Consider the following 23025-nt stretch of genomic DNA (forward strand, 5'->3'; position numbering starts at 1 on the left):
TGTGTCGTTTCAGTTACAACAACCTCTGAATCGGTCGCAAGAATGAAGAGACTTACGGTTGTTTGCGTTCCCGTTGTCGGTCTCTACATCAATATCAATGCCGACCGCTGTTCAGCTGATTGCTGAGCATCGCAATGTTGATCAGTTGCTGCTGCCTACGGGCAGCATCCTGTTTGAGCGGGGTGAATCGGCGACAGCTCTTTACGCAATTGAGCGAGGACTGGTGGAGCTCACGACCGGTGGTCGTGACCGCCTCCGCTACGGCGATGGAGAGGTCTTCTTCTATGAAGACCTTGCGGCGGATGACGCCCATCACAGCCGAACAGCGCGTGCGATCACGCCAGTTCACGTGCTCCGGCTCGATCGCAACAGTTTTCTGGAGCTGATTCACGGGCACCCCACACTCGTGCTCAGCCTGCTCAGTGGTCAGCACAGACGACTGCGGGAGCAGCGTCTGGACGCCGCACACTTTTATTGAGCCATCAGCAACAGCAGGCTGCGGGTCACCTTGGCTGCCAGAACGCTGCTGATGCCACTCGGATCCAGTTGAGGAGCGAGTTCAACAACATCCGCTCCGACCAGGTGGTGATGGCGTAATTCGTTCACCAGTTCAGCGAAGTGTTGCCAGAGAAAGCCGCCTGGTTCCGGGGTTCCTGTGCCGGGCATCACCGCTGGGTCAAACCAGTCCAGGTCAACGGTTAGATAAAGAGGTTCGCCGCGCAGACCCTGTAGACGGGAGACCATCTGATCGAAGGGGACCAGTCTTTCGCTGCTGCGCAATTCCAAAAACTCTTCCTTGGTCCCGCTGCGAATGGCGATCTGCAGCAGCTCCCGACTCGGAAGCACCTCCAGGCAGCGCCGCATGGCGCAGGCGTGGCTGTGCCGCGATCCCAGCCATTCATCCCGGAGATCGGCATGGGCATCCAGCTGCACGAGAGCCAGATCCGGATGTCGTTCGGCCACAGCGGCGACAGCTCCGGAGCTGATGGAATGTTCGCCGCCCAGCATCAGCGGCTTGAGCTGAAGGTCAAGGACCTGGGTCGTGGCGTGATGTACAGCCTCCATCACTGGTTCGGGGGCTCCGAATGGGATCTCGACCGCTCCGAGGTCGACGTAGGCCATGGCCTCAAGGTCTTGGTCGAGCTGGGGACAGTAGGTCTCAAGGCCTGTGCTCACTTCCCGCACCGCTGACGGTCCGAACCGCGTTCCAGGTCTGAAGGATGTCGTGCCGTCGTAGGGCACGCCGAACAGACCCACTTTGCAGCCGTTCGGATCCCGGCTGGCGCCCATATAGATCGCCCCCTCACGATCAAACAGTGAATGGTCGGGAAGGGTCATGCCGACAACTCTCGTTCCATGAAGGCAGGCATCGCTGCAAAGGCACCGGACTGCCATCGAGGGCTCCAGATCTCGCAGCCTGCGGCGATGCTGGCTGCCCGCTCCGGGAGGACGTTGCGGTAACGGGGTTCGTCCATCGCAGCGAAAGTCCAGCTCCACCAGCCGCTGGGGTACATCGGCACCCAGCCGTAAAGGGGATCGGCATGACCGAACACAGCCCGCAGCACCCGAACGGTGTCGATGTGGACCTGACGAAACGCTTCGGGCGACTCGCTCTGGGTGGCAAAGACGCCGCCCGGCTTGAGAATGCGGCGGCAGTGCTCAAAGAAGCTGCGGTTGAACAGACCTTCGGCCGGCCCTGCCGGATCGGAACCGTCCACGATCACGACGTCGTAGCTGGCGTCGGTGCAGTTCGCTGTCCAGGCGATGCCATCACCCACCGTGAGGTGAAAGCGAGGGTCCTGCCAGCAGCTTCCACCAATCGTGGCCAGATGCTGCTGGCTGAGCTCCACCACCCGGCCATCGATCTCCACCATGTCGAGATGACGGACGCCTGGATGGCGCAGGCATTCGCGGGCAGTGCCGCCGTCGCCCCCGCCAATCACCAGAATGCGTTCAATGGTCGCGGCACTGCAAAGAGCGGGATGCACCAATGCTTCGTGGTAGTGCCGTTCCTGGTGTTCTGCGGTCATCCAGCACCCATCCAGCAGCAGTCCTCTGCCGTAGCGCTCGCTGTCAATCACGGTGATGCGTTGGAAGCTGCTTTGCTCATCCAGCAGCACCTGTCCGGCGAGTCCATAACGAACCCCTTCATGGTGTTCATCGATCCAGCCGCCGGTGGCCGGGGATGCCTTGGTCATGAAGGTTGAGAAAGATTCTTCCTTCCAGCTAAGAACAGCGTTGACCCATGGTTTGCCTGGGCCTGACGCAGACTGCTGGCACCACTCCCAGTCCTCTTCGGAAGCGGAGCGTGATTCAGGATCTGCCGATCAATGACCGTCTGGTGATTCCAGCCGCGGAGCTGCAGTGGCGTTTCTCCAGGTCCTCTGGTCCGGGGGGGCAGGGTGTGAATACCACTGATTCCAGGGTGGAGTTGAGATTCGACTTGGAGAATTCCAGGGTCCTTGGTCCTTTCCGCAAGGCTCGCTTGCGTAACCAGTTGGCGTCGCGCATCGAGGGGAACTGTCTGCGGATTGTTGCGGCTGAGGAGCGTTCCCAGTGGCAAAACCGTCAGAGGGCGCTGGCTCGACTGGCGGATTTGCTGAGAGAGGGTCTCAAGCCTCCTCCGCCCAGGCGAAGACCCACACGTCCGGGCCGTGCTGCCGTCAAACGGAGGCTTGAGGCCAAAGGCAGGCGCAGTGAACTCAAGCGCCGCCGACAAGGCAGGCCTTCACTGGATGACTAGGTGTTTGCCCAGGGCAATGTCCTGGTTAAGGTGCAATTAAGACAACTTGGAGGGGGACTGATGAATCAGGGAAAAGCCCGCCATCCTTCAGCCGAACTTGTCACTCTGTTGCGCCTTGAGGAAGGGGCACGGAGCTGCACTACGCGTGAGCAGGCCAGAGCGTTGATTCGCGAGGCTGACCAGGTCAAGCGTCATCTCTGGGGCACAACCGAAGGAACGATCGCCGCTCACGACTGAATTCAGCCCTCCGATCTGGATTCAGTTGATCGGATGGCCTGCTTGGCCTGCTGCCACTGCCTCTCAAGCGCATCGATGCTCTGGCCCCTGAGATCACCACCCAGTGCCGCTTCGACCCGAGAAAAACGGTTCAGGAAGCGTTGATTGGTGCCTGCGAGCCCTTCCTCCGGGCTGATGTCACACCAGCGGGCCACATTCACCAGGGTGAATAAGACATCTCCAAGCTCTTCCTGTGCATGGGCTCGGTCGCCTGATGCGATGGCTTCCTCGAGCTCTTCGAGTTCCTCCTTCACCTTGGCCCAGACCCCGGCCATGTCCTCCCATTCGAAGCCGGCCTGGGCAGCTTTTTTCGAGATGGTCATCGCACCGGCGAGCGCCGCCTGTCCACGTACTTTGCAGGCGAGTTGATCACTGAGGGGGGATGCCGAGGCTATGGCATCTGCGTCCTCTGCTCGTTCCTGCGCCTTGATGGCCTCCCAGGTGATGCGAACAGCTGCGCTGTCGCGGGCTTCGACGTCAGCGAAGACATGGGGATGGCGCCGGATCAGTTTCTCGCTGATGCCGGATGCCACGGAATTGAGATCGAAGCGGTTGTCTTCCTGGGCGATTCGTGCATGCAGTACCACCTGCAGCAGCAGGTCACCGAGCTCCTCCTTCAAGTGCCTGTCATCGCCATGACGGATGGCGTCGGCCACTTCATGAGCTTCCTCAAGCACATAGGGAATTAGCGACTGGTGGGTCTGTTCAAGGTCCCAGGGGCAGCCTTCTGCAGGATCGCGCAACTGCGCCACCAGGTCCTCCAGCCGGCCAAGTGGGCCCTGTTGCGACGCTTCTGAGCCTGGGGCCATGGAAACCGCATACGGTTGTGGCCACCCTCTCACCGGCGTCGGTTTCTGCGCCATGGTTTCCGGCACTCTGCTGGCAGTGGATCCCCATCCAGGATCAGATGCAGCCATACGCTGCCCTCCAGACCAACCAGGATGCCGATCAAGGTCCGGGGATGATGCCTCAGTGCCGAGACCAGGTCTGGCCATGCCTGTGAAGGGGTTGGGAAGGCAGGTGCAAGCAGCGATGCAGCGGCTTTCCAGATCAGCAGCGTCAGGGCCGACAGCCACACCAACCGCAATGCCATGCCGATCAAGGGGCCGTGGGAGAAGAGGGAGCGATGCGGTAGCAGTCGTCGATAGGGCCACCAGATCCAGCGCAGCGCCCCCCAGCGCCTGAGAGCGTTCGAGCGCACATCAAGATCAGGGGACAGCCAGAGCCCCCCAACTACGAATGCCAGGGTTGTCAGGGCAGCATTGAACCAACCCAGCCATAACGACGTCAGCAGACCCATGGGAAGGCTGCAGGCGAGTGTGGCCCGGTCATGGTCTCGGCCTGAGGCCACGGCAATTCGTGATGAGCTGCTCCAGCCTGCCTCGATCAGGCAGAATCAGCATCTCGGGCGATTAGCTCAGCGGTAGAGCACCTCCCTTACAAGGAGATTGTCACAGGTTCGATCCCCGTATCGCCCATCCCGGACCACCACTCAAAAAAGCAGTTCTGAACTGGCTTTTGGGAGTTCATGTCATCAAGCGTCCGTGACGCTTGAACTGGCTTGATGCAGCGTTTCGATTGACCTGTGCGCACGCCTGTGCGCACAATGGCGAGACGGATTAAGGGAGATGCTCATGGCTGCGACGCCTCGGAAGCCAGCGAAAGCCCCGGCATGGGTGAAGGGCATGCGGCAGGCGCTCACGGGCCTGGCCGGTGAGGGGTGGATGGTGCGAGACATCCGCGGCCGGATCCAGCTGACCGTTCGTTTCGACGATGGCCAGCGCAGCAGTGTGGTGCTCGAGCTCCCCTGGGCGGGAACCAGCCAGGCTGCGCTGCTAACCACTGCCGAGAAACTCAAGGCTCTGATGAGCCAAGGCCGAGGCCTGAAGGAAGCTCACCAGCTGCTGGCCAAGTCCACCGTCAGCACCACCATCGCAGGCGACACCGACTGGACGGCGATCGTCGAAGACTTCCGCAAGGCCAAGGTCGAGTCAGGAGGCATCAAGCCCACCACCTGGCGGCGGATGTATCAGCCAGAGATGAATCATCTGCTGACGGCCCTGGCCACCAAGCCCAAGCCGGTGAACAGCAAGACGCTGCTCCAGCGCCTGGTGGGTGTCGGTGGTGAGCCTGGCTCTGATGGCCGCAAGCACCGAATCCAGTACGCCGCGCAGCTGCTCCGGCATGCGGTCAATGAATGTGCGGCCGATCCCCGCTGGGAGCCACCTTCGAACCTCAAGCCGTTTGTCGGCAGCAAGCCGAAGGGCACCACACTCACAACATTTGCCAAGGACGACCAGATCGTTCGGCTGCTGGAGGGTGTCGACAATCCGCAGTGGCGGAATGCCGTTGGCTTTGTGGCCTGCTTCGGCCTCCGCGGAGTGGAACTCGCCTACCTCTCACCGAAGGGTGGGTTCCTGCATTGCAGCTATCGGAAGCGGACGGCCAGGAAGGAGGAGGGCACTGATCCCCGCGACATTGTTGGCCTGGATCCAGCTGGTCTTGAGGGGCACTCGGCCAACCTGCTGGCGATGCTCGAGGAGCAGGGGAATGCATGTCTGCCGTCTGCCTGCTTCCGGGTCAATGAGGAGGGGGAGATGCTGGCCGCTGGCCATGCCCTGTCTCAGTACCTGGCCCGCAACAGTGTCTGGCAGCAGTTGAAAGCGGAGACCGCTGAGCTCCCTCCCACCGGGAACGCAGGCAATGATCTGGTGCCGTATTCCATGCGGCATGCCTATGCCGCTAGAGCTCATGAGGATTACGGCTTCAGCCCCAGGAAGACCGCTGGCCTGATGGGCCACAGCCTGCTGACCCACAGCCGTCACTACGGCAGCCAGATCGATCAGGAGATTCTCGACACCGCACTTGAGCAAGCCCAGGCTGTGGTGGCTCGAAGAAAACTTGAGGCGATGGTGTAAACGTGAGCTGATATTCCCAGGAAAACGGAAGCGAGGTTTTTTCAGCTGTTATCAATCAGCGCATGTGATTTTTTGATCTCGCTGACACTGCATCTGGGTGGTTGATGTCATTTGCTACACCATTCGTAGCGTTGCGCGTTATATTCAAAGAAGCACGCCGACGGATTAGCTCCCGTCACATCCGAAGTGGATGATTGCGAGCATTCGAGAGGATGCAGTGAGCAGGCACCTGACCACGTTGTCGTTGCGTTGGCTCAAGTGAGTAAGCCTGTTCGAACCTCTTCAGTAGTCCGCGTTAAGCATCCCCGAACAGGGGAATCTCTTAGGATTTTCACCCCAAAAGGAACAATCCCAGCGGAGAAGCTTGTTCGTGCTTTTAAGCGCGCGCGAACCATTCATCCGAATGGAACCATCAGATTCAGCACTTCACCCATCCGGGAAGTGCTGAGCCCTTACAAAGAAAAACTCGCAAACTCTTGGGGCCCCGATGCTCAACCTGAGTGGATTCAATTCCGCAAGGTGACTCGGCGCCTGCTTGAAGCCTTCACATCTGCAGCGGCTTAGCCGCTTATCTAATCCGCAAATGCCAATCAGAGATGGGGTTCTTAAGACCCCAGCTGCGGCGCAGGCGCTTGGTCGATTGAAATCGCAACTCATGCGATTGATCGATTCAGGGTGTCTGACGCCCGGGGTTCATTTCTTCCGAGGACCCTTCCGAAACTCACCGATCACATGGGATATCGGTGCATGTCAGCAACGGTTTGCCGAGCTGGCTCGCATGCCCGTGCCATCGCAATCCGAGGAGCAAAAGGAACTTGATTCCTTGCTCAAGAAAATCAAAACACAGAACCCAGGAGAGAAATGAAGACCACCCAATTGACAACCGAGGCCGCTGCATTGGCAGGAGGCCATCGAATGACCACACCGCTGCACAAGCAACCACTGGCTCAAGCCTGCAAGGAGGCAAAGGGGCCAATCGAGTTTCACAGTGCCGTCGTCCACATGGCCAAGGAAATCAACGAGCTGGCCGTCTTGCTGGAAGGCGACCTGAACACACGGACGATCGCCGCGGCCACTTATCCGGGGCTGAGTCAACTTGCCGCTGCTGCACTCACTGCGGGGGCTGACTCATGACCACCACAAACGAAGCTCCATATGGGCGCATGGCCTGGGGGATCAACTCCAGCAACCCCGACGCAAATGAGGCTTGGCGGAAACGGATGGAACATGCCGCCACGGTGATGAACCGCGCTTCCGACATCTTCTATGCGGAGGCAGGTCATGATCTCGACCGCCCCTATCAATGGCACCCGACTCACGTTCAGTTGGCAGCTGCTGCAGTTGTTGACCAAATGGCTGGCCAGGGATTGCACCCTGTCCACGATTCCTTCGCGTGGTCGGTGTACGGCAGCAGTCACCTTGAAATGGGTGAGCTCCAGAACACCCTCACCACAGAGGAGTGTCAGGAGATTGATGACCTGGCACGGGAAACGCTGGCTTAGCGAATGGTCTGCAGGTTGCTGCTGGAGGCAGAACGCAACAGCAACATTCCCCTGTCCGACTTCATCGTGGACGGGCTGCAATACACCACCACGAGCGAACTAGATGAGCTGGTCAAGTTGGCCACTCGGACGCATCGCGATTCGGAGGTGAACTCATGAAAACCTCCGATGTGATCACCGTGGCGATGAGCCGCTTGGACGGGTGTCGCGCTGCCGCCGTGATGGTTGCCGATGGGCGACTAATTACAAAAAACATTCATTTCTTTATTCCAATGACTGAAAAGACTCCACGCGTGAAGATCAGCGGCCTCTGGGCCAATGAGACAAAAGATGGTGTCAGATATCTGTCCGGAAGCAAAAACCCCAGATACACAATCTGGCCAAACAACTACAAAGAGAAGGACAGTGATCCGACTCATATTCTGTATGTCGAGGCACCCTTGAAAAAGGACGGCGACGGCGACGATGACGGAAAGGACGGATCAGCACCGTTTTGAGGAGCGACTGATCAGCTGAAGTGATCACCTTGCCCCGGTCAATCCGGGGTTTTTTATTAAGAGTGATTATGGGTTGTTATCCCATATCAACTCAATCGAACTCAAGCGTCACGGTAGTGAAAATGTGACCCCTTGGGACTACAGAAAAGCTCGGCATAGTCCAGGTGTCCGACGGTCAAATCCACTGTGACGCCGAACGAATACGACACCCACATTCGAAAACACAGCACGTTGAAAGGCCGCGGCCAGATGAGGTTCGATGCTTATTTCCGCTTGCCTCCTTCGATGTGGGACCAGGCCACTGAATATGCCCGCGAGCAGGGATGTGAGGTGAGCAAGGTTTACCGCCACGCGTTGGCTGAATACCTCGAAAGACGCGGAATCAATCCGCTGCAGCCGCTCGGCTGCAAGTAAGTGAACCCAGGCGGAAGACCCCTCAACCGCCCAGAAATTCAGGTCGCCACCCAATGACAACCAGCGGCCGACCGCACTAGATCAACCAAGGCAATCATGGCAGTTACGCCCACACATAAGGTCCGCATTACTCCCGTGCTGCGGGAATACTTCCAGGCTCTCGGCGCCGATGTGAAGGGCTGGCCAAAGGGCTGGAAACAGGCAGTTGCTGACCGCACCGGCGGAACCCTGAACGCCATCGGTTCGACACGATCGCGGCTGGCGCGCACCTGGCCCACCGATGGCCCACACCTGGAAGAGGTGCCCGATCCAGATCCACCCGAACCAGTCACTCCAAAGGAGGCAACCCAAAAGCTCCCACTGGCTGATCGCCATCGCGAGATCCTCGAGGCCAGCGCCATCACTACTGAGCGCATGACCCTCTGGCGCAGTGTCGAACGGGTCGAGGACTTGCCGGATGCCTTGGAGCGATGGGGAGAAAAAGCTGTCCCCTGCATGGCTACCGAGTGGCTTACCGTCGGCGGCCGGAAGGTTGCTCAGATCCGACTCGACAACCCCATCCCTGATCGCACAGGCCGTCCTCATCGGTATCTCTTCGAGGTTGATGCCGGAGGGATTGTCGGTGTCGATGCGGCTTTTGAAGACCGCTGGAAGGATCCGAACACCCCCGCCCTTCTGGTGGAGGGGACCAAGCAATTCCAGGCCGCGGCCAGCACCATCCCGCCATTGGCGCCCTTTGCTGTTCCTTTCGGCATCGCCGGCTGCTGGGGGTGGTCCCAGGACTTTCAACCGTCGGTGGATCTCAGGTCCATGCCGGTGGAGGGGCGAGATGTGTTCGTCGCCTTTGACGCCGACATCACAACCAACTGGATGGTGTGGGAGGCCGCCCGCCGGCTCGAGCGCTATCTGACCCGTGAATTGCTGGCGCGTTCCGTCCGGTTCGTCATCAACCCCGGTGTGGGTGGAGCCAAAGATGGATTGGACGACCTGCTGGGAAGACAACAGGGTTCAGAACGACGCATCAGGGCGTTGCGCCATCTACTGGACACGGCGATTGAGCACAAGGCAATCAAGCCGGCTCCGAAAAAACCCAGTCGGAAAACAGGGTTCTTCGATGGGTCCAACTTCATGCCGGCCAGCTGCCTGGCTTACCTGCGCAGCGAACACCATCTGGCCATGAGCGGCGATCAATCAGTCGCCGTCTATCACCAGGGCGTTTATTGGAACGGGCTCAGCCTTTGGTGGACCCGGCTGATCACCGACACCCTCCAGAACGACTACAAGCCCGAATTCGAAGCCAGCGTCACCAAGATGGCCTTGGCTTGGCTGAAGACCGAAAAAAGATCGATCCCCTTCCAACAACAGGAGCCGGTGATCAACTTCCAAAACGGCCTGCTGGATGCGCAGATCCTGGAACTGAGGGAACACACCCATGAGCACTTGTCGTTGGTGCAGTGGCCCTGGAACTGGGACCCCAAAGCCGAGTGTCCTGTCTTTCTGGAATGGATCGAAGCGGTGGCCCCTGGCCAGCTGGAGTCCCTGCTGGATGTGTGCAGCCAGATGCTCGACCTGAGCCAATGGCCAGGGTTGATGGTGTTTCTGACCGGTCCCACCCGCAGTGGGAAATCCACCTGGATCCGGATCTTGTGCGCTTTGGTTGGACCTGCCCTGCGCAGCAACGTCTCCCTTCACGACCTGTCTTCAGGCAAGGACCTGTTCGCCAGCTCGAGCCTGTTCGGCAAGGTTCTGAATACCTTCGCCGATCTCTCCAGCAACGATCTGCAGGACCTTTCTCTGATCAAGGTGCTGACCGGTGGCGATGAGTTCGAGGCGCAGCGGAAGAACAACCACCGCTTCACCATGCGGAATCAGGCGATGTTGGTGTTCAGCGCCAACTCAGTGCCCGCTGCCAGTGAACAGAGCAATGCGTTGCTGACACGCGTGGCCCATTTCGAATTCCCGTACAGCTTCGCCGGGGCCGAAGACCCATCCATCGAGAAACACATCCTGGAGAACGAGCTCCCAGGGGTGTTGCGTCTGCTGGTGCAGGCATTGCACAAAAGACGCCAACGCGGGCGGTTCCTGCCGTTGGACAAGGACCGTCAGCGGGCGTTTGCGGAGAAGACAGACCGGGTGCGGATGTTCTTGGCCGAGTCCACCAGGCCTGGCGATCGAAGCCGCCAATGCATCTTGAAATCTGCCTTGTTTCAGGACTACCGCCTTTGGGTGGCAGACAACCTGGGCGACAAGGCGATCCCTCTCGGCAAACACAAGTTCAACGAACGGGTGCGGCTGTCCGGCGTGGAGCTGTTCACACCGAAGGGCGGATCGGAGACCTGGAACCTGTTGCCGGGAGGCGGAGAAAACACCGACACGGAGCCTTCAAAACCTCCGACCGGGGGTCAGACGGCTGTTAACGAATTAAACGCTGCTAACGGCCGCGGCATATCGGTAACGGAATCGGCGGTTTCGGAGCCAAAAACGCCGACCAAAACCACCGACACCCAAACCGCTGATGGGGAGGCCGTTCTGGAGGATTCGAAGGCCCCCGGTTCGGCGAAGTCGGTGGTTCACCCTTATTTCTCCCCTTCTGAGAAGAAACAGAAAAAAGTTCCAAAAAGCCCGCAATGGGTAGAAACCACCGAAACCCCCGACAGCGTTTTGCCCTCCGATGACCTGATCAGGCCTGGTTCGGCTGATCCACTGGTTGTCGATCTGGAGACTCGATCGGCATCTGAGCTCTGGGCCACACCCAATGGCAGCGGTCCATTTATTCGCCTGGTCGGCACCGATCACGGCAACAACACCGACCCCTCCCAGCTGCTCGATCACACCGGCCCACTGGTGGCGCATAACGGCTTCGGGTTTGATTTTCTGAGCTTGGCCCGCCATCACGATCTGCCCCTGCTGGAGCTCTCGGAGTCCGGCCGATTGATGGACACCATGGTGCTGGCTCTGGTCCTTGATCCCCCTGCCGATGGAGGAATGAGCGGTGGACAGCTCAGGCGCTATTACAGCCTCGACAATTGCGCCACGCGTGCCGGCATCGAAGGCAAGACCGATGACTTAGGCAAATTGGCCCGATCGGCAGCCAAGGATGCTGGCTACAAAGGCAAGCCATCAGAGCTCCAGGCCTTGGGTTATGGGCTGATCCCCCAGGCCGATCCGGATTACAACGCCTATCTGCGGGGAGACATTGCTGCTGGCCGCGGCGTGTTCGATGCACTGGTGCCCACCGGTGAGCTGGATGACTACAGCCGCCGGGAGATGCGTGTGATGGGCCGCCTGGCCGCTGGCATCACCCTGGCCGGCACCAGGCTGGATGTTGAGCTCACTCGCAAGCGGTTCGATCAGATCGAGCAGGCCAAAGCTGCATGCTGGCAAATCCTGGTTGAGAAGTTTGGGCTGCCGACTACGACGGCCACCGGCCGACCAGCCAAAAACCCACTGAATTGCACCGGTGCATCGGAAGCGATCACTGCCGCGGCCAAGGCCTTAGGGCTCGAGCTGCCCACTACAACCAAGACTGGAAAGCCATCCACCAGCAAGGACAACCTGGGGCCATTGCTGGAGCAGGCCAAACAGGATGGCAACGATCGGCAGGCTGCATTCCTGGAGACGATCCTGGGCCTCACCGGTGCGCGATCGGTCTATGGCACCGCTTTGGATCACCTGCAAAGCGATGGAATGATCCACCCGACCATTGCGCCGCTGCAGACCTCTGGCCGCTTCTCAATCACCCAGCCTGGGATCACGGTGTTCGGCAAACGCGGCGGGAAAGTCGTCGAGCGAGCGATCTTTCTGCCCGATGCCGACGATCACGTGCTGATCGCTGCTGACCTCAGCCAAATCGATATGAGGGCGATCGCTGCCCATGCTCAGGATCCGGCCTACCTGGAGCTGTTTGCTCCTGGCCGTGATGCTCACAGTGAGGTCGCTGCTGCTGTTGGTCTGACTCGATCGGATGCAAAGGCCATTGGCCACGGCTGGAACTACGGCATGTCGGTGAAGGGGATGATTCGCCACGGCATTGAGGAGGCCAAAGCAGTTCAGTTCGATCGCGGGATGCGTCGATCGTTCCCCACCCTTTGCCGCTGGAGGGATCGTGTTCGTGATCGAGCCGAACATGGCCACAAGCTCGACAACGGTTTCGGTCGGCTGATGAAGGCCAATCCACAGCGGGCCTACACGCAGGCTCCAGCGCTCATGGGTCAGGGCACTGCCAGGGACTTGATGATGGAAGCAGTACTCAGGCTGCCGCTTTGGCTTGTGCCTCAGTTGCGCTTCCTGGTGCATGACGAGTTGGTGTTCTCGGTTCCCAGGAATCGATGGATCACGGCTGGCAAGGAGATCCTGAGGGCCATGACCTTTGAGTGGGCTCCTCCTGGTGCTTCTTTATCAATCAGGGTGACTGGGGATCTGTCACGTCCAGGACGGAATTGGGCTGATTGTTATGAAGGGACACCAGTAGTGCTTACTCAACGAAAGTGACATTCAATTTAAAAACCTAACGTCGTCAAGAAAACAATCCAATCCTAGCCATATCTTAGCCTATTTCCTTCATAATTTCTCTGTAATTTTATGAGCTTTTCCGTTAACGAGTAATGCCTAGCTGCCGCTGCGCTATTGCTAGGATCGATCAAATCAAAACGTGCGCTTTCCAAATATTTCAGAAAATCCTTTGGCTCGCATCGATTGCTTCTTTTGCTTTGCCAGCAATGAAAGTCATTATGAATACCGCTTTCTATAACAAGAATATTTTCATGCAGATCAGCCAAATCTGGCCTGCATGATTTATTAAAAAGATGATGGCCGTCAAGTGTTAATTGACGACCTCTAGCTTTTTTTGAACCTGTGACTTGACATGTGTCTCTTGCTGCCCTTTTGGCTCGCTTGATTGCATTGTTGATTCTTAAATCTGCACTAGAAATTCGCTTAAGTTCTTTTTTAAAGCAATCCTCAACAACCTCTCCTACAGCTGCCATCCAGGCTTTTCTTGCTTTGCCAATAGATGAATTATCTTTCATATCAATTGCAATTCGTGCCAAGCCCTCTTGGCTCCAGCCTTTCAGACCCGAGTCGTCGAGTGTGAAATGTTTTTCTATTTCTAAATTTTCCTGGCCATCCAATGAGTCAGAAGCAGCCAGCCTTCTGATGGAATTATTAATTCCCCTGCCATTCGTTTGAAGTATTTTAATTGATGTCCTTCGATTTAAAAAGACTAGGTCGCCAGAGACTTTGACTATGCCATTTGTTTCAAGAAGTTCTTGAGTAATTCGCCTTGAAACAAGCATTCTTTTCCTTTTTCTTTTTCGATGAGTCAATAGCTCAAGTACCTGCGAAAGGATTCCCTCGGTCTCGCCTTCAAGATATTTTGCAATCGCTTCTACACCCTCTTCGGTAAATCGTCTTTCTTGATAATCACCCGAACTCTGAACGAATTCAAAATGTTCTCCTTCGATTAGCTCCCATGGATCATCGTCATATCTATCAAAATAGTCAACAGTGTCATAAAGCTGATTGATTTTGACCCCAAGAATTTTGGCTGTCTCTTTGTCTGTCAATAAGTCTCGCATTTCTTCAATCCTCCTTAATTCATGAGCGCCAAGAGCGAATCACGCATTTTTTGCAAGCGCTCAAATACACGTGCATCACCGCCCATATCGGGGTGATGATTCTTTGCTAACCGACGGAATGATTCTTTTATGTCTTCGGGTTTTGCCGTTTGTGCATTTAGTTCAAATACATGCCAAGGCCTGAAGTTTTCAAGTACATCGATCCCATTGATGCATGTAGACCCAGTTTGATTCCTTTCGTCTTCTGGAACAGCAACCCAAATTCTGTATTGCTTCCTCCAGTCTTTACTACTTTTAAGAGGTGCCTTTTGGTTTGCAAATGCCATTGCAAAAGTTTTGTTTTTTCGCAGTTCAGTGACAGTCTTACAATCAAACTTTTCGAGTACAGCTTTTTTCATAGCCGCCATTGAAAGAGGCTTTTGCTTGGGAATCTTGGCTGCTTTGAAAGGGCCTCCATTGATTCTTTCTGCAAAAGCGAGCAGAATCTCTTTGTTGACATTGCGCTCATGTTTTAAAAGTTCTTGAATTAGTTCTTCAACTTGTTGGCTAGTAAGTTTTTTGGCTCTTTTTGTCATTTTTTAAATCAATCACAGATCAAAATGTAAACGCTTCTTTGATCCACATGCCCGCTCTTTTGACGTAGGGAGACTCATCAATTAAGTGGCTTTCCTGAATGGTCTCTTGGGTCTCTCGATGATGCGACGATTCCTCGATGTATTGCAATGGTATCGCTGGTGTGACAATCGCTGCCGCAGTGTCTTCTTCTGCTTTTACTGTTTCTTCTTGAGGGAGCGTTGCGACAATAAAAGCTGCAAACAAAAACTCAAGTAGTTCCAGTGAAGGCCAAGTTAGTGGTCTGGACATCTTCATATAAGTCGGTTATTCGTTCATCCCCCATTTGGGGGATTGTGATTGATGGGATTTACCCGAAAGTTGGGTTTATCTATGTGAGAAGCATCAGGCCACGCCATCAGCAGAAGACCTTGATGCCATGCCTGATGACAGGCGTTGCGGCAGGTTTACTGAGTGGTGGTCAACGACTGACCCTGATGACTTGAAACGTGCTCATGACCGGGCCAAGCAACCGATTCAGGGTGGTTACGGGGCTGTGGATCGGATCGAATGCGGCAAGCCGTTTTAATTCGGTTTCAAGTGGTCATTCACAGTCATGTCGGGTTGCCTTTTTCGCCAACCTGGCGTCATGCCAAACAAGGACAGACCACTTGTAGACCGCCATCCACCGAAGAACGGTGTCGGCTGGCTGATGAACGATCAAGAAGGATTTTCAGTGGGCGGACGTTTTGCTGTGCGGACATCGATGTGAACAAGCTGCTCACTAGATGTAATCAACATTGAAGCCTGGGAGCTGTTGCCCGTCTAAGTGGTGATGTTTTCCGCCTGCGCGTGCAGTGATTCGTAAGCGCGCAACTGAGTCTATCGGCCTTTTTCCAGAAATTCGTTTTTCGCTTCTGCTCTGGCCTTTGGCGGTAGTGGTCTCCGCCTGCGCCTCGAAATCAATCCATCAGGCGTTGTTGAAAAGTCAGGTTTGTGTTCAACAATTACCGTGATCAACCTTCTGGCGTAAGCGCTTGGTGCGTCACGGCAATTAATTGAGCCTTGCTGTCGTAGTTAGCTGTGATCGTCTGGAGTTCATCTTCATCCAGCAGCCAGATCACGCGAATAGAGAAGGACCGACCTGGAACGAGTCGTTCAGGACAGCGCAAGATGATTCCATCTGGAAAGAAGTGGTTGGAATGGTTCTTGTCTCCCCACTGCCAAACGGAGTGCTGCTGGACAACGCGGGATAAATCGGGTTGGATCTGACGCTTCTCTCCTTTCCAACGACCAACGGGATTCCAGGGTTCCACCTGTATCACGGTGTCGCTCCAGCTTTTCCCCTGCTGGCTTCCACGCTCCTCGCGGATGCTTGCGGTGCGCATCAACTCACCGTCTTTTCCATAAAGAACTCCGACGCTGTGGCGAATCTCGCCGCGCTTGAGAATGAGTTCAAATGGTGCGAACTGGTTGGCTTGAAGGGTGGGTATCAACCAAGCTGCTGAGCCGTTATCTAAAGCAAAACCACGCATGGTTTCGCTTGCAGGATGGGCAAATCCGTCCGCTTGATTGTGCTCTTCAATGTTGGCTTTCCACTCTTTTCGGATGGAACGCCCGTCTGCATAGCGGTAGTGGTTTGTCTGAACAACTTCTGTTTGGGTTGCATTTGCCGTAAAAAGGCGTGAGCTGGCGAAGGTCTCCTTGACCTCCCCGGAGGGGGTGTAGCGGGTCCAGCGACCTCTCCAGTCCCCCAGATGATGCCGCCAGAAAGCTTGCCAATTTCGGTCAGAACGTGTTTCGGCAGGGACAACTTGTTCCAGCACTGGCCTCTTTTCCTGGTTCCAGCCTGGCTCGACCATGGTGACGCCAAGCAAGAGAGCACATGGCCCCAGAACCATTGGCCAACGCACCATGTCGTCCTCGCACCACTTCAAATATGCATCTAAACCTCCTGCTTCAGGGGAGCCAGCAAGGTTCTTGACACGGAATCGGAGTTGATGGCGAATGCCATCAGGGCGCTGGCTCGAGTGTGATCAGCTCATCTGGAGTCTGGTGATGCCATAACTCCAGGGCAATAAAAAAACCCCGCACTGTGCGGGGCTGTTGGGTTCGATTGGCAGGTTGGGCTTTGAGCTGAATGAACGGAGGGTGGATCAGCCTTCAAGCTTGGCGGGCTCGGCCTCGCCTTCTCTCAGTTCAGCGTCGATGATCATCACCGCAGCAGGGTTGCCTGCAGCGAACTTGACGCGACCCAGCAGGTAAGCGGCCTCGTGCTCAGAGAGACGCTGGCCGTCAACGATGGGATCAAGGAAGACGGTTGTACGGCGATCAATGCCCTCTTCAGCAGTTTTATAAAGCTGCAGAACTGAAGCGGTGACATCGGCTTCCATGCGGAAGACGTTGGCAATCACCTGCTCCACGCCAGTCCACTGCTGACGGGGTGGCTCGATGGTGTCGAGCACAGGCCGCTGACCTCTGCTGATCAGATAGTCAGCAAACTTGGCAGCATGCTGCTCCTCTTGCTTGGCCTCATCACGCAGGTGTTCGGCAAAGCCGGTCAGCTCACGCTCAGCAAACCAGACGGCAGCAGCGAAGTAATCAGCAGCTGACTGACGCTCAAGGTTGAGATGGGCTTCCATCAGGTCGAGCATTTCGGCCGACATGGGCTCGGCCATGGCACGGCCTGCGGGACCGGTGGGGACTTCGATGGGGGCTTGGATTTGTGAAGCTGTCATGTCTCTTCCTCTGGGAGGGATGAACCAGTTCTACATCACAAAACAGCAAAAGATATGCGTAAAAACCGAACATTAGCGGATCAAAATATGCTTTTGAGAATCACATTCAAGAACTGCAGATATGTTTTTGAGAATCACAATCAGGAGTGCAAATCTGCTGCTGAGAATCACTTTCGATTGTGCATGAGTTATTGAATGAACCCCAGCAGTGCTCAGCCCCTCATGAGCGGATGAGGGGTTGAGCAGCAAGATCAGGCTCAGCTGGGATAGAGGCGAACCGAAGCCTTAACGGCTTCAGTCCATCGGTCATTGGCCTCCATCACTTCAAAGGCCCCCTGCATCGTGGTGCTGGCGCAGCAACAGCATGGGTCGATGACGCGACCGAACTCTTTGGTCAGGTCGATGACGAATCGCCACGCCTCCCACGGATGAAGCTCATCGAGTGGTCTGGTGACTTCCGCAAACTCAAAGTTTTCGCGAATGGCAGAGCCAAGGTCTGAACACAAAGCGCTCTCGATGTCTTGTGGCATCCAGTCGGGTCCGCAAATTTTGGACATGAAAAGCAGCCCGGCAAAACCGGGGTGAATAGGACGGGTTCAAGAGGAGAACCAGCCCCCGGCCTCCATGTCGCACGGGGTTTGGTTGACACGGAAAACAGAGCAGCGAATCGCTGAGATCGCTTGGTATCACTTGATTCTGCGTACTTAAGTAAGTAGGATTTCGGGCCTGATGTCAGGACCAATCTCAGCGATTAACTTCCGTCCGAAGTGATCCCGATGGACTTCAAATCATTGAGGCCCGACAGCTGAAACGCATCTAGGGTCCGTGCCCATGGGGTGACACCCAATGCCTGCTCAGCAGTCCACCACTCATGCCAATGCGCGTTGCTGGGTGTGGTTCAAAGGTGGTCTCGATGAAGGTGCTCACTGGCGTGCTGGCTGGTACGGCGCACCATCAGTGCTCGGTGGGATCCGAATCGAAAAAGCTGATTACGTGCCCTGTCGTGTCGCGGATTGGCGGGTCACCTTCAAAGAGCCGGCAGACATGAAGGCAGGCCCAGAGATGCCTGCTGATGCACAGTGGGGCCGGTTGGTGCCCGTCGACCCGAGGTGAGCCTGATGGTCTTCAAATCATTCTCGTTGCCCGGATGTTTGGTGATTGACGAACTTCCTTGTCCTTGGCCAATCCTGATAGCAGTGGTCAATTGATCCTTGGCAGTTCCTACCGATTCACACAACGCCAATAAGGCATTGGAGACCAGACAGAAGTCCGGTGGTTAGAACCGGAGCCCTTGTTGCTCTGAGAGGAAAAAATGATTACTTCCAAACGTCGACTGTTTTAATAGGCGGCTGCTTTTAGGGGTCGACTTCTTGGGTATCAGCCAGGAACCGTCGGCGTTCCCAGCTTGTGAGATGTCCATTGGCATCAAACACAATGCTGAGCTGCTGAAACAACCCGGCAGTATGCAGACAGCCGACCTCCAGCTGATAGGGACCATCCGGCAGATACTCAGGCACTGAAAAAATGAGCCCAGCCGGCATGACGGCAGTTTGTTCATGCCGCATGAACTGCTCTGGCACAAAAACCGACGGCTGCGCTGCACACACCTGACCGATGCAACCAGGCTGTGGCCGAAACGTTTCCGCCTCACTTGTCCAACCTTCCACGGATGTGAGCATCGCCTTCGGAGGCATCGATACAGGACGTTTCGGCTCGGGTGCTGAAGTCTTGCGGCAACGGAAACCAACGGCGCCCACCAGCTGCAGACGCCAACGTGTCCCCACAGGTTCCCAGATCAGCACCAGCATGGATCGGGACCGGTCGTGAAACAGATTGATCTCGTGGCCGAAGCGACGGCGATCAGAATCCGGCACAAGACTGGACTGACCTCCAGCCCCCTGGAATTGCCAGCATCCGCCGCCGGTGTTGTAACTGCTGCGGCTGATGTCATACCTGGCGTGGCCGCCCGGGGCGAAGAACAATCCGGATCCATCCCAGACACCGGTTTCGGGATCACTGAAAGAGATGTCGTAGGTCGTTGGATCCATCACCCTGACAGGTGACTCGAGATCAAGCCGATCCTCGGAATCACGCCCGAACCAGGTACCACGCCCCTGCCAGCACCCCTGAAAGTTGAGCCGATTCAGCGCCCATTGATCCACCATGTCGATCACCATCGCAGGTCCCCAGACTCTTTAGGTATATCTCTTCCCTCAACGGAGCCATGGGGCTGACAATCGTTGGTTGCGGACACCTCGGCGAGGCCGTGGCACGTCAACGGCAATCGCGCAGACCAGTTCTCCCTCTGACGTTGACCACCACCGTGACCGACCGGCACACAGCTCTGACCGAACTCGCCGATCAGCTGTTGCTTTGTGACGCAACGGACCCTGCACAGCTGCTGGCGGCATTGCAGTACAACCATACGGCTGTGTTCTGTCTTGCTCCCAGAGCAGGCACAGCTGGGCGTTGTCCCATTCGACTGAACCGTGGCCGCCATTGATCAACTGGGCAGCCCTGCGTCGTGCCGCAATAAGCACGACGACTTGCCCGGGAGTGATCAGGGATCCGGGCTAGTCGTCACGCGATCACCTGTGGTTCAAAAGGTGTCGCATTGAGAGGTTGGGCTCTCGGCGGAAGTTCTTTGGTGTTGCTGCCGACCTGATTGCTGCGCTCGTCGCGTTTGCCACCGTTTCTCTTTCGTCAGAGGAACCCCTCAAGAAAGACCTCCTCTGAGGCGCCTTTCGGCTACGCATAAGCGCACGCTAAACCGTACCTCGAGGGTCGGTCGTCCCCCTGTTTGGAAGCTTTCGCGAGGCATAGAACAGAAGTGTTCCAACCCGGTATTCACCATGACGACAGATCTCATCCAGTGCCAATGCAACACCGGCTGTCAGTGCAGAGTCGAGCCTGCAAAAGCCGTGATGCGCGACGGCAAGGCCTTCTGCTGTGTGTCATGCGCCGATGGTCTCGGTTGTGATTGCCGGTAGTTGTGGTTGCCGCTGGTGACCTGACCCTCATGCCTCAAAGCCCCGCTCTCTTGAGCGGGGCTTTGTGATGCAACAGCTCTGGGATGAGCTGAATTCTCCGAGGCAGGATCTCGCCCCGGTTTGGTCCAGTTTCTTAGGTCAGTCTTTTGCGGCCGGCTCCGGTTTTATTCCCAAAGCAAGTCAATCGAGCCTGCTCTGAGTCGAAACATATGTGGGCGGGGCCTGCATGCAGACGCTGGTTTCTGTCAGCCGGCATTTTCATCATGGTTTCCTCCGTGAACTTATGCCCCTTTTTCTGGGCCAGATTCACCGTGTGCATTGGCAGGGTTTCAGTCCTCATGTGTGGCTCCAGTTGGGACCTTTTCGGCCTATCCCCTCTCGATGACGCTTTGGAGAAGAGACTGAGGTTCGGTTTCAGAACCTTTTTACGGTTCTACGGGAGCAAGGTCATCGGTTTTTTTGCCAGTGATTCTCTGAGCGAAATCATCCTGCCCCTTCATCAGGCAGGGCCTCTTCGATGCTCTTGGTCATCAGAATGCGGTTGTCGGCATCCTGGGTCAGACACGTCTGTTACTGGATCTTCCGACTGGTCAGACCCTCTTCAGGCAAGGCTCGAACCAATAAGGTCTGATCTTCTGTTTAGGGTCGACGGCTACCTTCGAAATCACCTCCAGTGGCTCGGCGACAGGCCACTGAATCGCGGATGCTCGCCTTGATCAAGCTCGGGAAGTCTGATCAAGGGTCCAACAGTAAGGACAATTAACGCTAATGAAAGTGGTTCAGAAATGGTCTAAAATTAAATTTAACTGGACTTTGTTAGAATGAAAGCTAACTCAGTTGTTGCGCATAATGAGTGAGGCGAATTAGCTTCAACAAAAATAAGTACACCAGGCATTAGGTCAATTGACTCCTCTCTCAGGGTAAAAGTTCCAGTGCCTTCGATAATCTGCACTGTGACATTGCTTGTAGAGGAGTGTTTGGGAACCTCAGTGCTTCTAGCCAAGCAGACCAGATTGAACTCGCATGCTTCACTTTTCCAAATTACTTTTTTTAGTACGCCAGATTCTGGATAGTTGAGATGATCTTTGAGCTGCATAAAGCTAGATGCAGCGGAAACAAGAGACGCAGCCATGTTTAAATATCTGTCCAATTCTGTAAGTCTATAGAGAAGTGGTCGTTGACACATGAAACAAATGTTTCTCGCGCTTGGAGGAGATCCAGCCGTGGCTTCGCGGGGCACGTATTTCATTTAGTGAAATGTGGTTCTTCAGCTGAAATTGTTTTAGTTTGACGTGCTGCATTTATTTATAAAGCTTGCAATGTTTGATTCTTTAGCCTGACTATGTCCGTGTCCTTTGCTTTGTGCATCACCCAAACGGGTGATGTAGCAGCCTTCGCTTCGCACGAGGTCTTGCCAAACTTCTGGTCCTTCAATCCTTGGCCGTGCAGCCATCCTCAGAAGACACTCGCCAGGCACTGTTGAAGCTGCTTTCAGAGTTGGCAGGTCCTAGCTCGACTACTGATGCCCAAGCGACAGGGGTCAGCGCCCAGATCGACCTTTGTATTGAACGAGTGAACGCAGAAGCCTCAGAGGGCGCTGCCCTGATTGATGCCTGCGCACCTCACGGCAGAGCCATGCTGACCCAAGCGCAGATACGTCTAGAGAACCTTGAGGCGCTGAAGGTTCTGGAGTCAGTGGCAGCGAAAGCTTTGGAATGCTCTAGGCCACCAAGGGTTGGTGACTAGTCCGTATCCCGCGTTGAATCCAATAGGTCGAACACAAACGCGTAGTCGACACAGCTCAGCATCTGTTCGATGCATCCATAGGCATTGCCGTGCCCAATCTCAAACTGCTCTGCGAATGCCTCCTCGCTCAGCTTGGCTTGCCAAGCGAGTGCATCACTCCGTATCCAGTTCGCCAGTTCGCTTGGTGTGTGGCAGCTCAGTAGCTCTTCGGAGGCAGCATCGCTGATCTGGTCGACGACGATCAGTGCGTAGCAATGAGTTGCTTCTTCCAGCTCTCCCTTTCCCCATAGCTGCTCGATGTTCTGCAGTACCTGTGATCGATTCATCAAGGTGATCCAGGCTTCTGGCCTGCCCCGAAGCCGACAAGTTCATTCAGCAACCGAATTGCACCAATCGCATTGCTCTCCCGGCCTGCTGCAACTGCATCAGTAGCGATCTGCTCCAGCATCTGCACCTTGCTGGCGAGCATATCTACGCGATCGATGTCGCTCAGGTCAGCCTTCACGACATCCCTTGCTTCGCGGACGTATCGAGAAGCTTGTTCTGAAGACAGCCCCCATGAATTCGTCACATGATGCATGAGCTGTCGTTGGGATAAACCTTTGACGATCAGATTGGCCAGCTCTTCAACGCGCGCTGTCTTCTCAGCCTTTGTGCATTTCTTTCCCATTCATCAATTCTGACAGGGGCGATTGATGTCATCGAAGTTGGGATATGGGTCCTGTCGGCCGATGGCCAGCGCCGACTCCAGGTGGACCCGACCTGCAAACGGGTGATCCGCTCACTGCGGAAACTGACTTTCAAACCCGGCAAGGCCGAGCCGATGGATGACGACAACAGCCACATGGCCGAATCCACGGCCTACATGGCGAACGCGATCAGCAAGGGCCTCACACCCTGGACAGTCGGAAGCAGCGAGACCGTCTCGGTCTGGTGAACGGCCCGCAGATGGGACATTCACTCGTTTGGGTGATGCGCCTTCACCATCCTTTCCGCGACGGTGCTTGGGTTCGCAATCATGCATTGAAAAACGGGTCTGCAGTCGGTTCTGCTGCTATTCAGTCTTCAGCGCA

30 protein-coding genes and 1 tRNA gene are annotated in these 23025 nt (G+C 56.0%); 18 read left to right on the forward strand and 13 right to left on the reverse strand.

The genetic code is table 11. From position 1 onward, the window contains the following. The first annotated feature begins 97 nt into the window (after positions 1 to 97). Positions 98 to 478 carry a cyclic nucleotide-binding domain-containing protein gene (locus tag SIB83_RS07735; RefSeq protein ID WP_413404811.1) on the forward strand — a complete coding sequence of 127 codons (381 nt, stop codon included), beginning with the start codon at positions 98 to 100 and terminating at the stop codon, positions 476 to 478. Here the strand turns inward: SIB83_RS07735 and speB are convergent. Next, positions 472 to 1338, reverse strand: coding sequence for an agmatinase (speB, locus tag SIB83_RS07740; protein ID WP_413404813.1), 867 nt, complete (start codon positions 1336 to 1338; stop codon positions 472 to 474). The two genes, SIB83_RS07735 and speB, sit on opposite strands and share 7 nt — an antisense overlap. Further along, positions 1335 to 2198: a polyamine aminopropyltransferase gene (gene speE, locus SIB83_RS07745; RefSeq protein ID WP_413404815.1), complete on the reverse strand. Its 864-nt coding sequence runs from the start codon at positions 2196 to 2198 to the stop codon at positions 1335 to 1337. The genes speB and speE overlap by 4 nt, the downstream gene beginning before the upstream one ends. A 110-nt stretch (positions 2199 to 2308) precedes the next feature. Between speE and arfB the strand changes: the two genes are divergently transcribed. After that, the gene (gene arfB, locus SIB83_RS07750; RefSeq protein WP_413747329.1) at positions 2309 to 2743 is read left to right on the forward strand and encodes an alternative ribosome rescue aminoacyl-tRNA hydrolase ArfB; all 435 of its coding nucleotides are present in this window, start codon (positions 2309 to 2311) and stop codon (positions 2741 to 2743) included. 60 nt (positions 2744 to 2803) lie between these two features. After that, positions 2804 to 2980, forward strand: coding sequence for a hypothetical protein (locus SIB83_RS07755; protein ID WP_413404817.1), 177 nt, complete (start codon positions 2804 to 2806; stop codon positions 2978 to 2980). A 2-nt stretch (positions 2981 to 2982) separates the two neighbouring features. On the opposite strand, the gene mazG is transcribed toward SIB83_RS07755, so the two are convergent. Further along, entirely contained in the window at positions 2983 to 3828 is an 846-nt protein-coding gene (mazG, locus tag SIB83_RS07760; protein WP_413745463.1) for a nucleoside triphosphate pyrophosphohydrolase, read from the reverse strand. A gap of 29 nt (positions 3829 to 3857) precedes the next feature. Further along, positions 3858 to 4370 carry a metal-binding protein gene (locus SIB83_RS07765; RefSeq protein WP_413745464.1) on the reverse strand — a complete coding sequence of 171 codons (513 nt, stop codon included), beginning with the start codon at positions 4368 to 4370 and terminating at the stop codon, positions 3858 to 3860. A gap of 55 nt (positions 4371 to 4425) precedes the next feature. Between SIB83_RS07765 and SIB83_RS07770 the strand changes: the two genes are divergently transcribed. From SIB83_RS07770 to SIB83_RS07805, 8 genes are all read left to right on the forward strand, one after another. Further along, positions 4426 to 4497 (forward strand) — tRNA-Val (locus tag SIB83_RS07770). Between the two features lie 156 nt (positions 4498 to 4653). Then, complete coding sequence (locus SIB83_RS07775; RefSeq protein ID WP_413745465.1) at positions 4654 to 5937, forward strand: hypothetical protein; 1284 nt, start codon at positions 4654 to 4656, stop codon at positions 5935 to 5937. A gap of 861 nt (positions 5938 to 6798) precedes the next feature. Further along, positions 6799 to 7071: a hypothetical protein gene (locus SIB83_RS07780; RefSeq protein ID WP_413745466.1), complete on the forward strand. Its 273-nt coding sequence runs from the start codon at positions 6799 to 6801 to the stop codon at positions 7069 to 7071. Then, on the forward strand, positions 7068 to 7439 hold the full coding sequence (locus SIB83_RS07785) for a hypothetical protein (RefSeq protein ID WP_413745467.1): 372 nt from the start codon (positions 7068 to 7070) through the stop codon (positions 7437 to 7439). Before SIB83_RS07780 ends, SIB83_RS07785 begins: the two co-directional genes overlap by 4 nt. Positions 7440 to 7442: 3 nt before the next feature. Beyond that, on the forward strand, positions 7443 to 7598 hold the full coding sequence (locus SIB83_RS07790) for a hypothetical protein (RefSeq protein WP_413745468.1): 156 nt from the start codon (positions 7443 to 7445) through the stop codon (positions 7596 to 7598). Continuing rightward, positions 7595 to 7936 (forward strand): hypothetical protein, encoded by a 342-nt coding sequence (locus SIB83_RS07795; protein ID WP_413745469.1) that lies wholly within the window; start codon positions 7595 to 7597, stop codon positions 7934 to 7936. Before SIB83_RS07790 ends, SIB83_RS07795 begins: the two co-directional genes overlap by 4 nt. A 249-nt stretch (positions 7937 to 8185) precedes the next feature. Then, a complete protein-coding gene (locus SIB83_RS07800) occupies positions 8186 to 8350 on the forward strand; it encodes a hypothetical protein (RefSeq protein ID WP_413745470.1) in 165 nt (54 codons plus the stop codon). Positions 8351 to 8446: 96 nt separating this feature from the next. Continuing rightward, a complete protein-coding gene (locus SIB83_RS07805) occupies positions 8447 to 12841 on the forward strand; it encodes a phage/plasmid primase, P4 family (protein WP_413745471.1) in 4395 nt (1464 codons plus the stop codon). Positions 12842 to 12885: 44 nt separating this feature from the next. On the opposite strand, the gene SIB83_RS07810 is transcribed toward SIB83_RS07805, so the two are convergent. Genes SIB83_RS07810 through SIB83_RS07820 form a run of 3 tightly spaced genes read right to left on the reverse strand, consistent with a single transcriptional unit; the run spans position 12886 to position 14796 of the window. Next, positions 12886 to 13926, reverse strand: coding sequence for a hypothetical protein (locus SIB83_RS07810; protein WP_413745472.1), 1041 nt, complete (start codon positions 13924 to 13926; stop codon positions 12886 to 12888). Between the two features lie 14 nt (positions 13927 to 13940). After that, the gene (locus SIB83_RS07815) at positions 13941 to 14501 is read right to left on the reverse strand and encodes a J domain-containing protein (RefSeq protein ID WP_413745473.1); all 561 of its coding nucleotides are present in this window, start codon (positions 14499 to 14501) and stop codon (positions 13941 to 13943) included. Between the two features lie 19 nt (positions 14502 to 14520). Further along, positions 14521 to 14796 (reverse strand): hypothetical protein, encoded by a 276-nt coding sequence (locus SIB83_RS07820; RefSeq protein ID WP_413745474.1) that lies wholly within the window; start codon positions 14794 to 14796, stop codon positions 14521 to 14523. A gap of 121 nt (positions 14797 to 14917) precedes the next feature. On the opposite strand from SIB83_RS07820, the gene SIB83_RS07825 reads away from it, so the two are divergent. Both SIB83_RS07825 and SIB83_RS07830 read left to right on the forward strand, forming a co-directional pair. Then, entirely contained in the window at positions 14918 to 15067 is a 150-nt protein-coding gene (locus tag SIB83_RS07825) for a hypothetical protein (RefSeq protein WP_413745475.1), read from the forward strand. Between the two features lie 60 nt (positions 15068 to 15127). Further along, positions 15128 to 15250, forward strand: coding sequence for a hypothetical protein (locus tag SIB83_RS07830; protein ID WP_413745476.1), 123 nt, complete (start codon positions 15128 to 15130; stop codon positions 15248 to 15250). A 244-nt stretch (positions 15251 to 15494) separates the two neighbouring features. Here SIB83_RS07830 and SIB83_RS07835 read toward each other — a convergent pair whose 3' ends face one another. The 3 genes from SIB83_RS07835 to SIB83_RS07845 form a co-directional block, all read right to left on the reverse strand. Continuing rightward, entirely contained in the window at positions 15495 to 16394 is a 900-nt protein-coding gene (locus SIB83_RS07835) for a DUF3598 family protein (protein WP_413745477.1), read from the reverse strand. A gap of 240 nt (positions 16395 to 16634) precedes the next feature. After that, positions 16635 to 17216 (reverse strand): ferritin, encoded by a 582-nt coding sequence (locus SIB83_RS07840; RefSeq protein ID WP_413745478.1) that lies wholly within the window; start codon positions 17214 to 17216, stop codon positions 16635 to 16637. Between the two features lie 257 nt (positions 17217 to 17473). Next, the gene (locus SIB83_RS07845; RefSeq protein ID WP_413745479.1) at positions 17474 to 17746 is read right to left on the reverse strand and encodes a hypothetical protein; all 273 of its coding nucleotides are present in this window, start codon (positions 17744 to 17746) and stop codon (positions 17474 to 17476) included. Positions 17747 to 18062: 316 nt separating this feature from the next. On the opposite strand from SIB83_RS07845, the gene SIB83_RS07850 reads away from it, so the two are divergent. Further along, the gene (locus SIB83_RS07850; RefSeq protein WP_413745480.1) at positions 18063 to 18329 is read left to right on the forward strand and encodes a hypothetical protein; all 267 of its coding nucleotides are present in this window, start codon (positions 18063 to 18065) and stop codon (positions 18327 to 18329) included. A gap of 242 nt (positions 18330 to 18571) precedes the next feature. Here the strand turns inward: SIB83_RS07850 and SIB83_RS07855 are convergent, their stop codons facing one another. Continuing rightward, positions 18572 to 19393: a hypothetical protein gene (locus tag SIB83_RS07855; protein WP_413745481.1), complete on the reverse strand. Its 822-nt coding sequence runs from the start codon at positions 19391 to 19393 to the stop codon at positions 18572 to 18574. Between the two features lie 47 nt (positions 19394 to 19440). On the opposite strand from SIB83_RS07855, the gene SIB83_RS07860 reads away from it, so the two are divergent. The 3 genes from SIB83_RS07860 (at position 19441) to SIB83_RS07870 (ending at position 21952) form a co-directional block, all read left to right on the forward strand. Further along, entirely contained in the window at positions 19441 to 19719 is a 279-nt protein-coding gene (locus tag SIB83_RS07860; protein WP_413745482.1) for a hypothetical protein, read from the forward strand. 349 nt (positions 19720 to 20068) lie between these two features. Then, positions 20069 to 20206 carry a hypothetical protein gene (locus tag SIB83_RS07865; protein ID WP_413745483.1) on the forward strand — a complete coding sequence of 46 codons (138 nt, stop codon included), beginning with the start codon at positions 20069 to 20071 and terminating at the stop codon, positions 20204 to 20206. Between the two features lie 1443 nt (positions 20207 to 21649). Next, positions 21650 to 21952 (forward strand): hypothetical protein, encoded by a 303-nt coding sequence (locus tag SIB83_RS07870; RefSeq protein WP_413745484.1) that lies wholly within the window; start codon positions 21650 to 21652, stop codon positions 21950 to 21952. On the opposite strand, the gene SIB83_RS07875 is transcribed toward SIB83_RS07870, so the two are convergent. Next, positions 21949 to 22278, reverse strand: coding sequence for a hypothetical protein (locus SIB83_RS07875; protein ID WP_413745485.1), 330 nt, complete (start codon positions 22276 to 22278; stop codon positions 21949 to 21951). The genes SIB83_RS07870 and SIB83_RS07875 overlap by 4 nt on opposite strands. After that, positions 22278 to 22523, reverse strand: a complete 246-nt coding sequence (locus tag SIB83_RS07880; protein ID WP_413745486.1) for a hypothetical protein — start codon at positions 22521 to 22523, stop codon at positions 22278 to 22280. The genes SIB83_RS07875 and SIB83_RS07880 overlap by 1 nt, the downstream gene beginning before the upstream one ends. Before the next feature lie 180 nt (positions 22524 to 22703). Here SIB83_RS07880 and SIB83_RS07885 point away from each other — a divergent pair, with 180 nt between their 5' ends. Next, positions 22704 to 22889, forward strand: a complete 186-nt coding sequence (locus tag SIB83_RS07885) for a hypothetical protein (RefSeq protein ID WP_413745487.1) — start codon at positions 22704 to 22706, stop codon at positions 22887 to 22889. The last annotated feature ends 136 nt before the right edge of the window (positions 22890 to 23025 follow it).

The sequence above is a fragment of the Synechococcus sp. MIT S9507 genome, assembly GCF_047304715.1.
Lineage (GTDB): Bacteria > Cyanobacteriota > Cyanobacteriia > PCC-6307 > Cyanobiaceae > Synechococcus_C.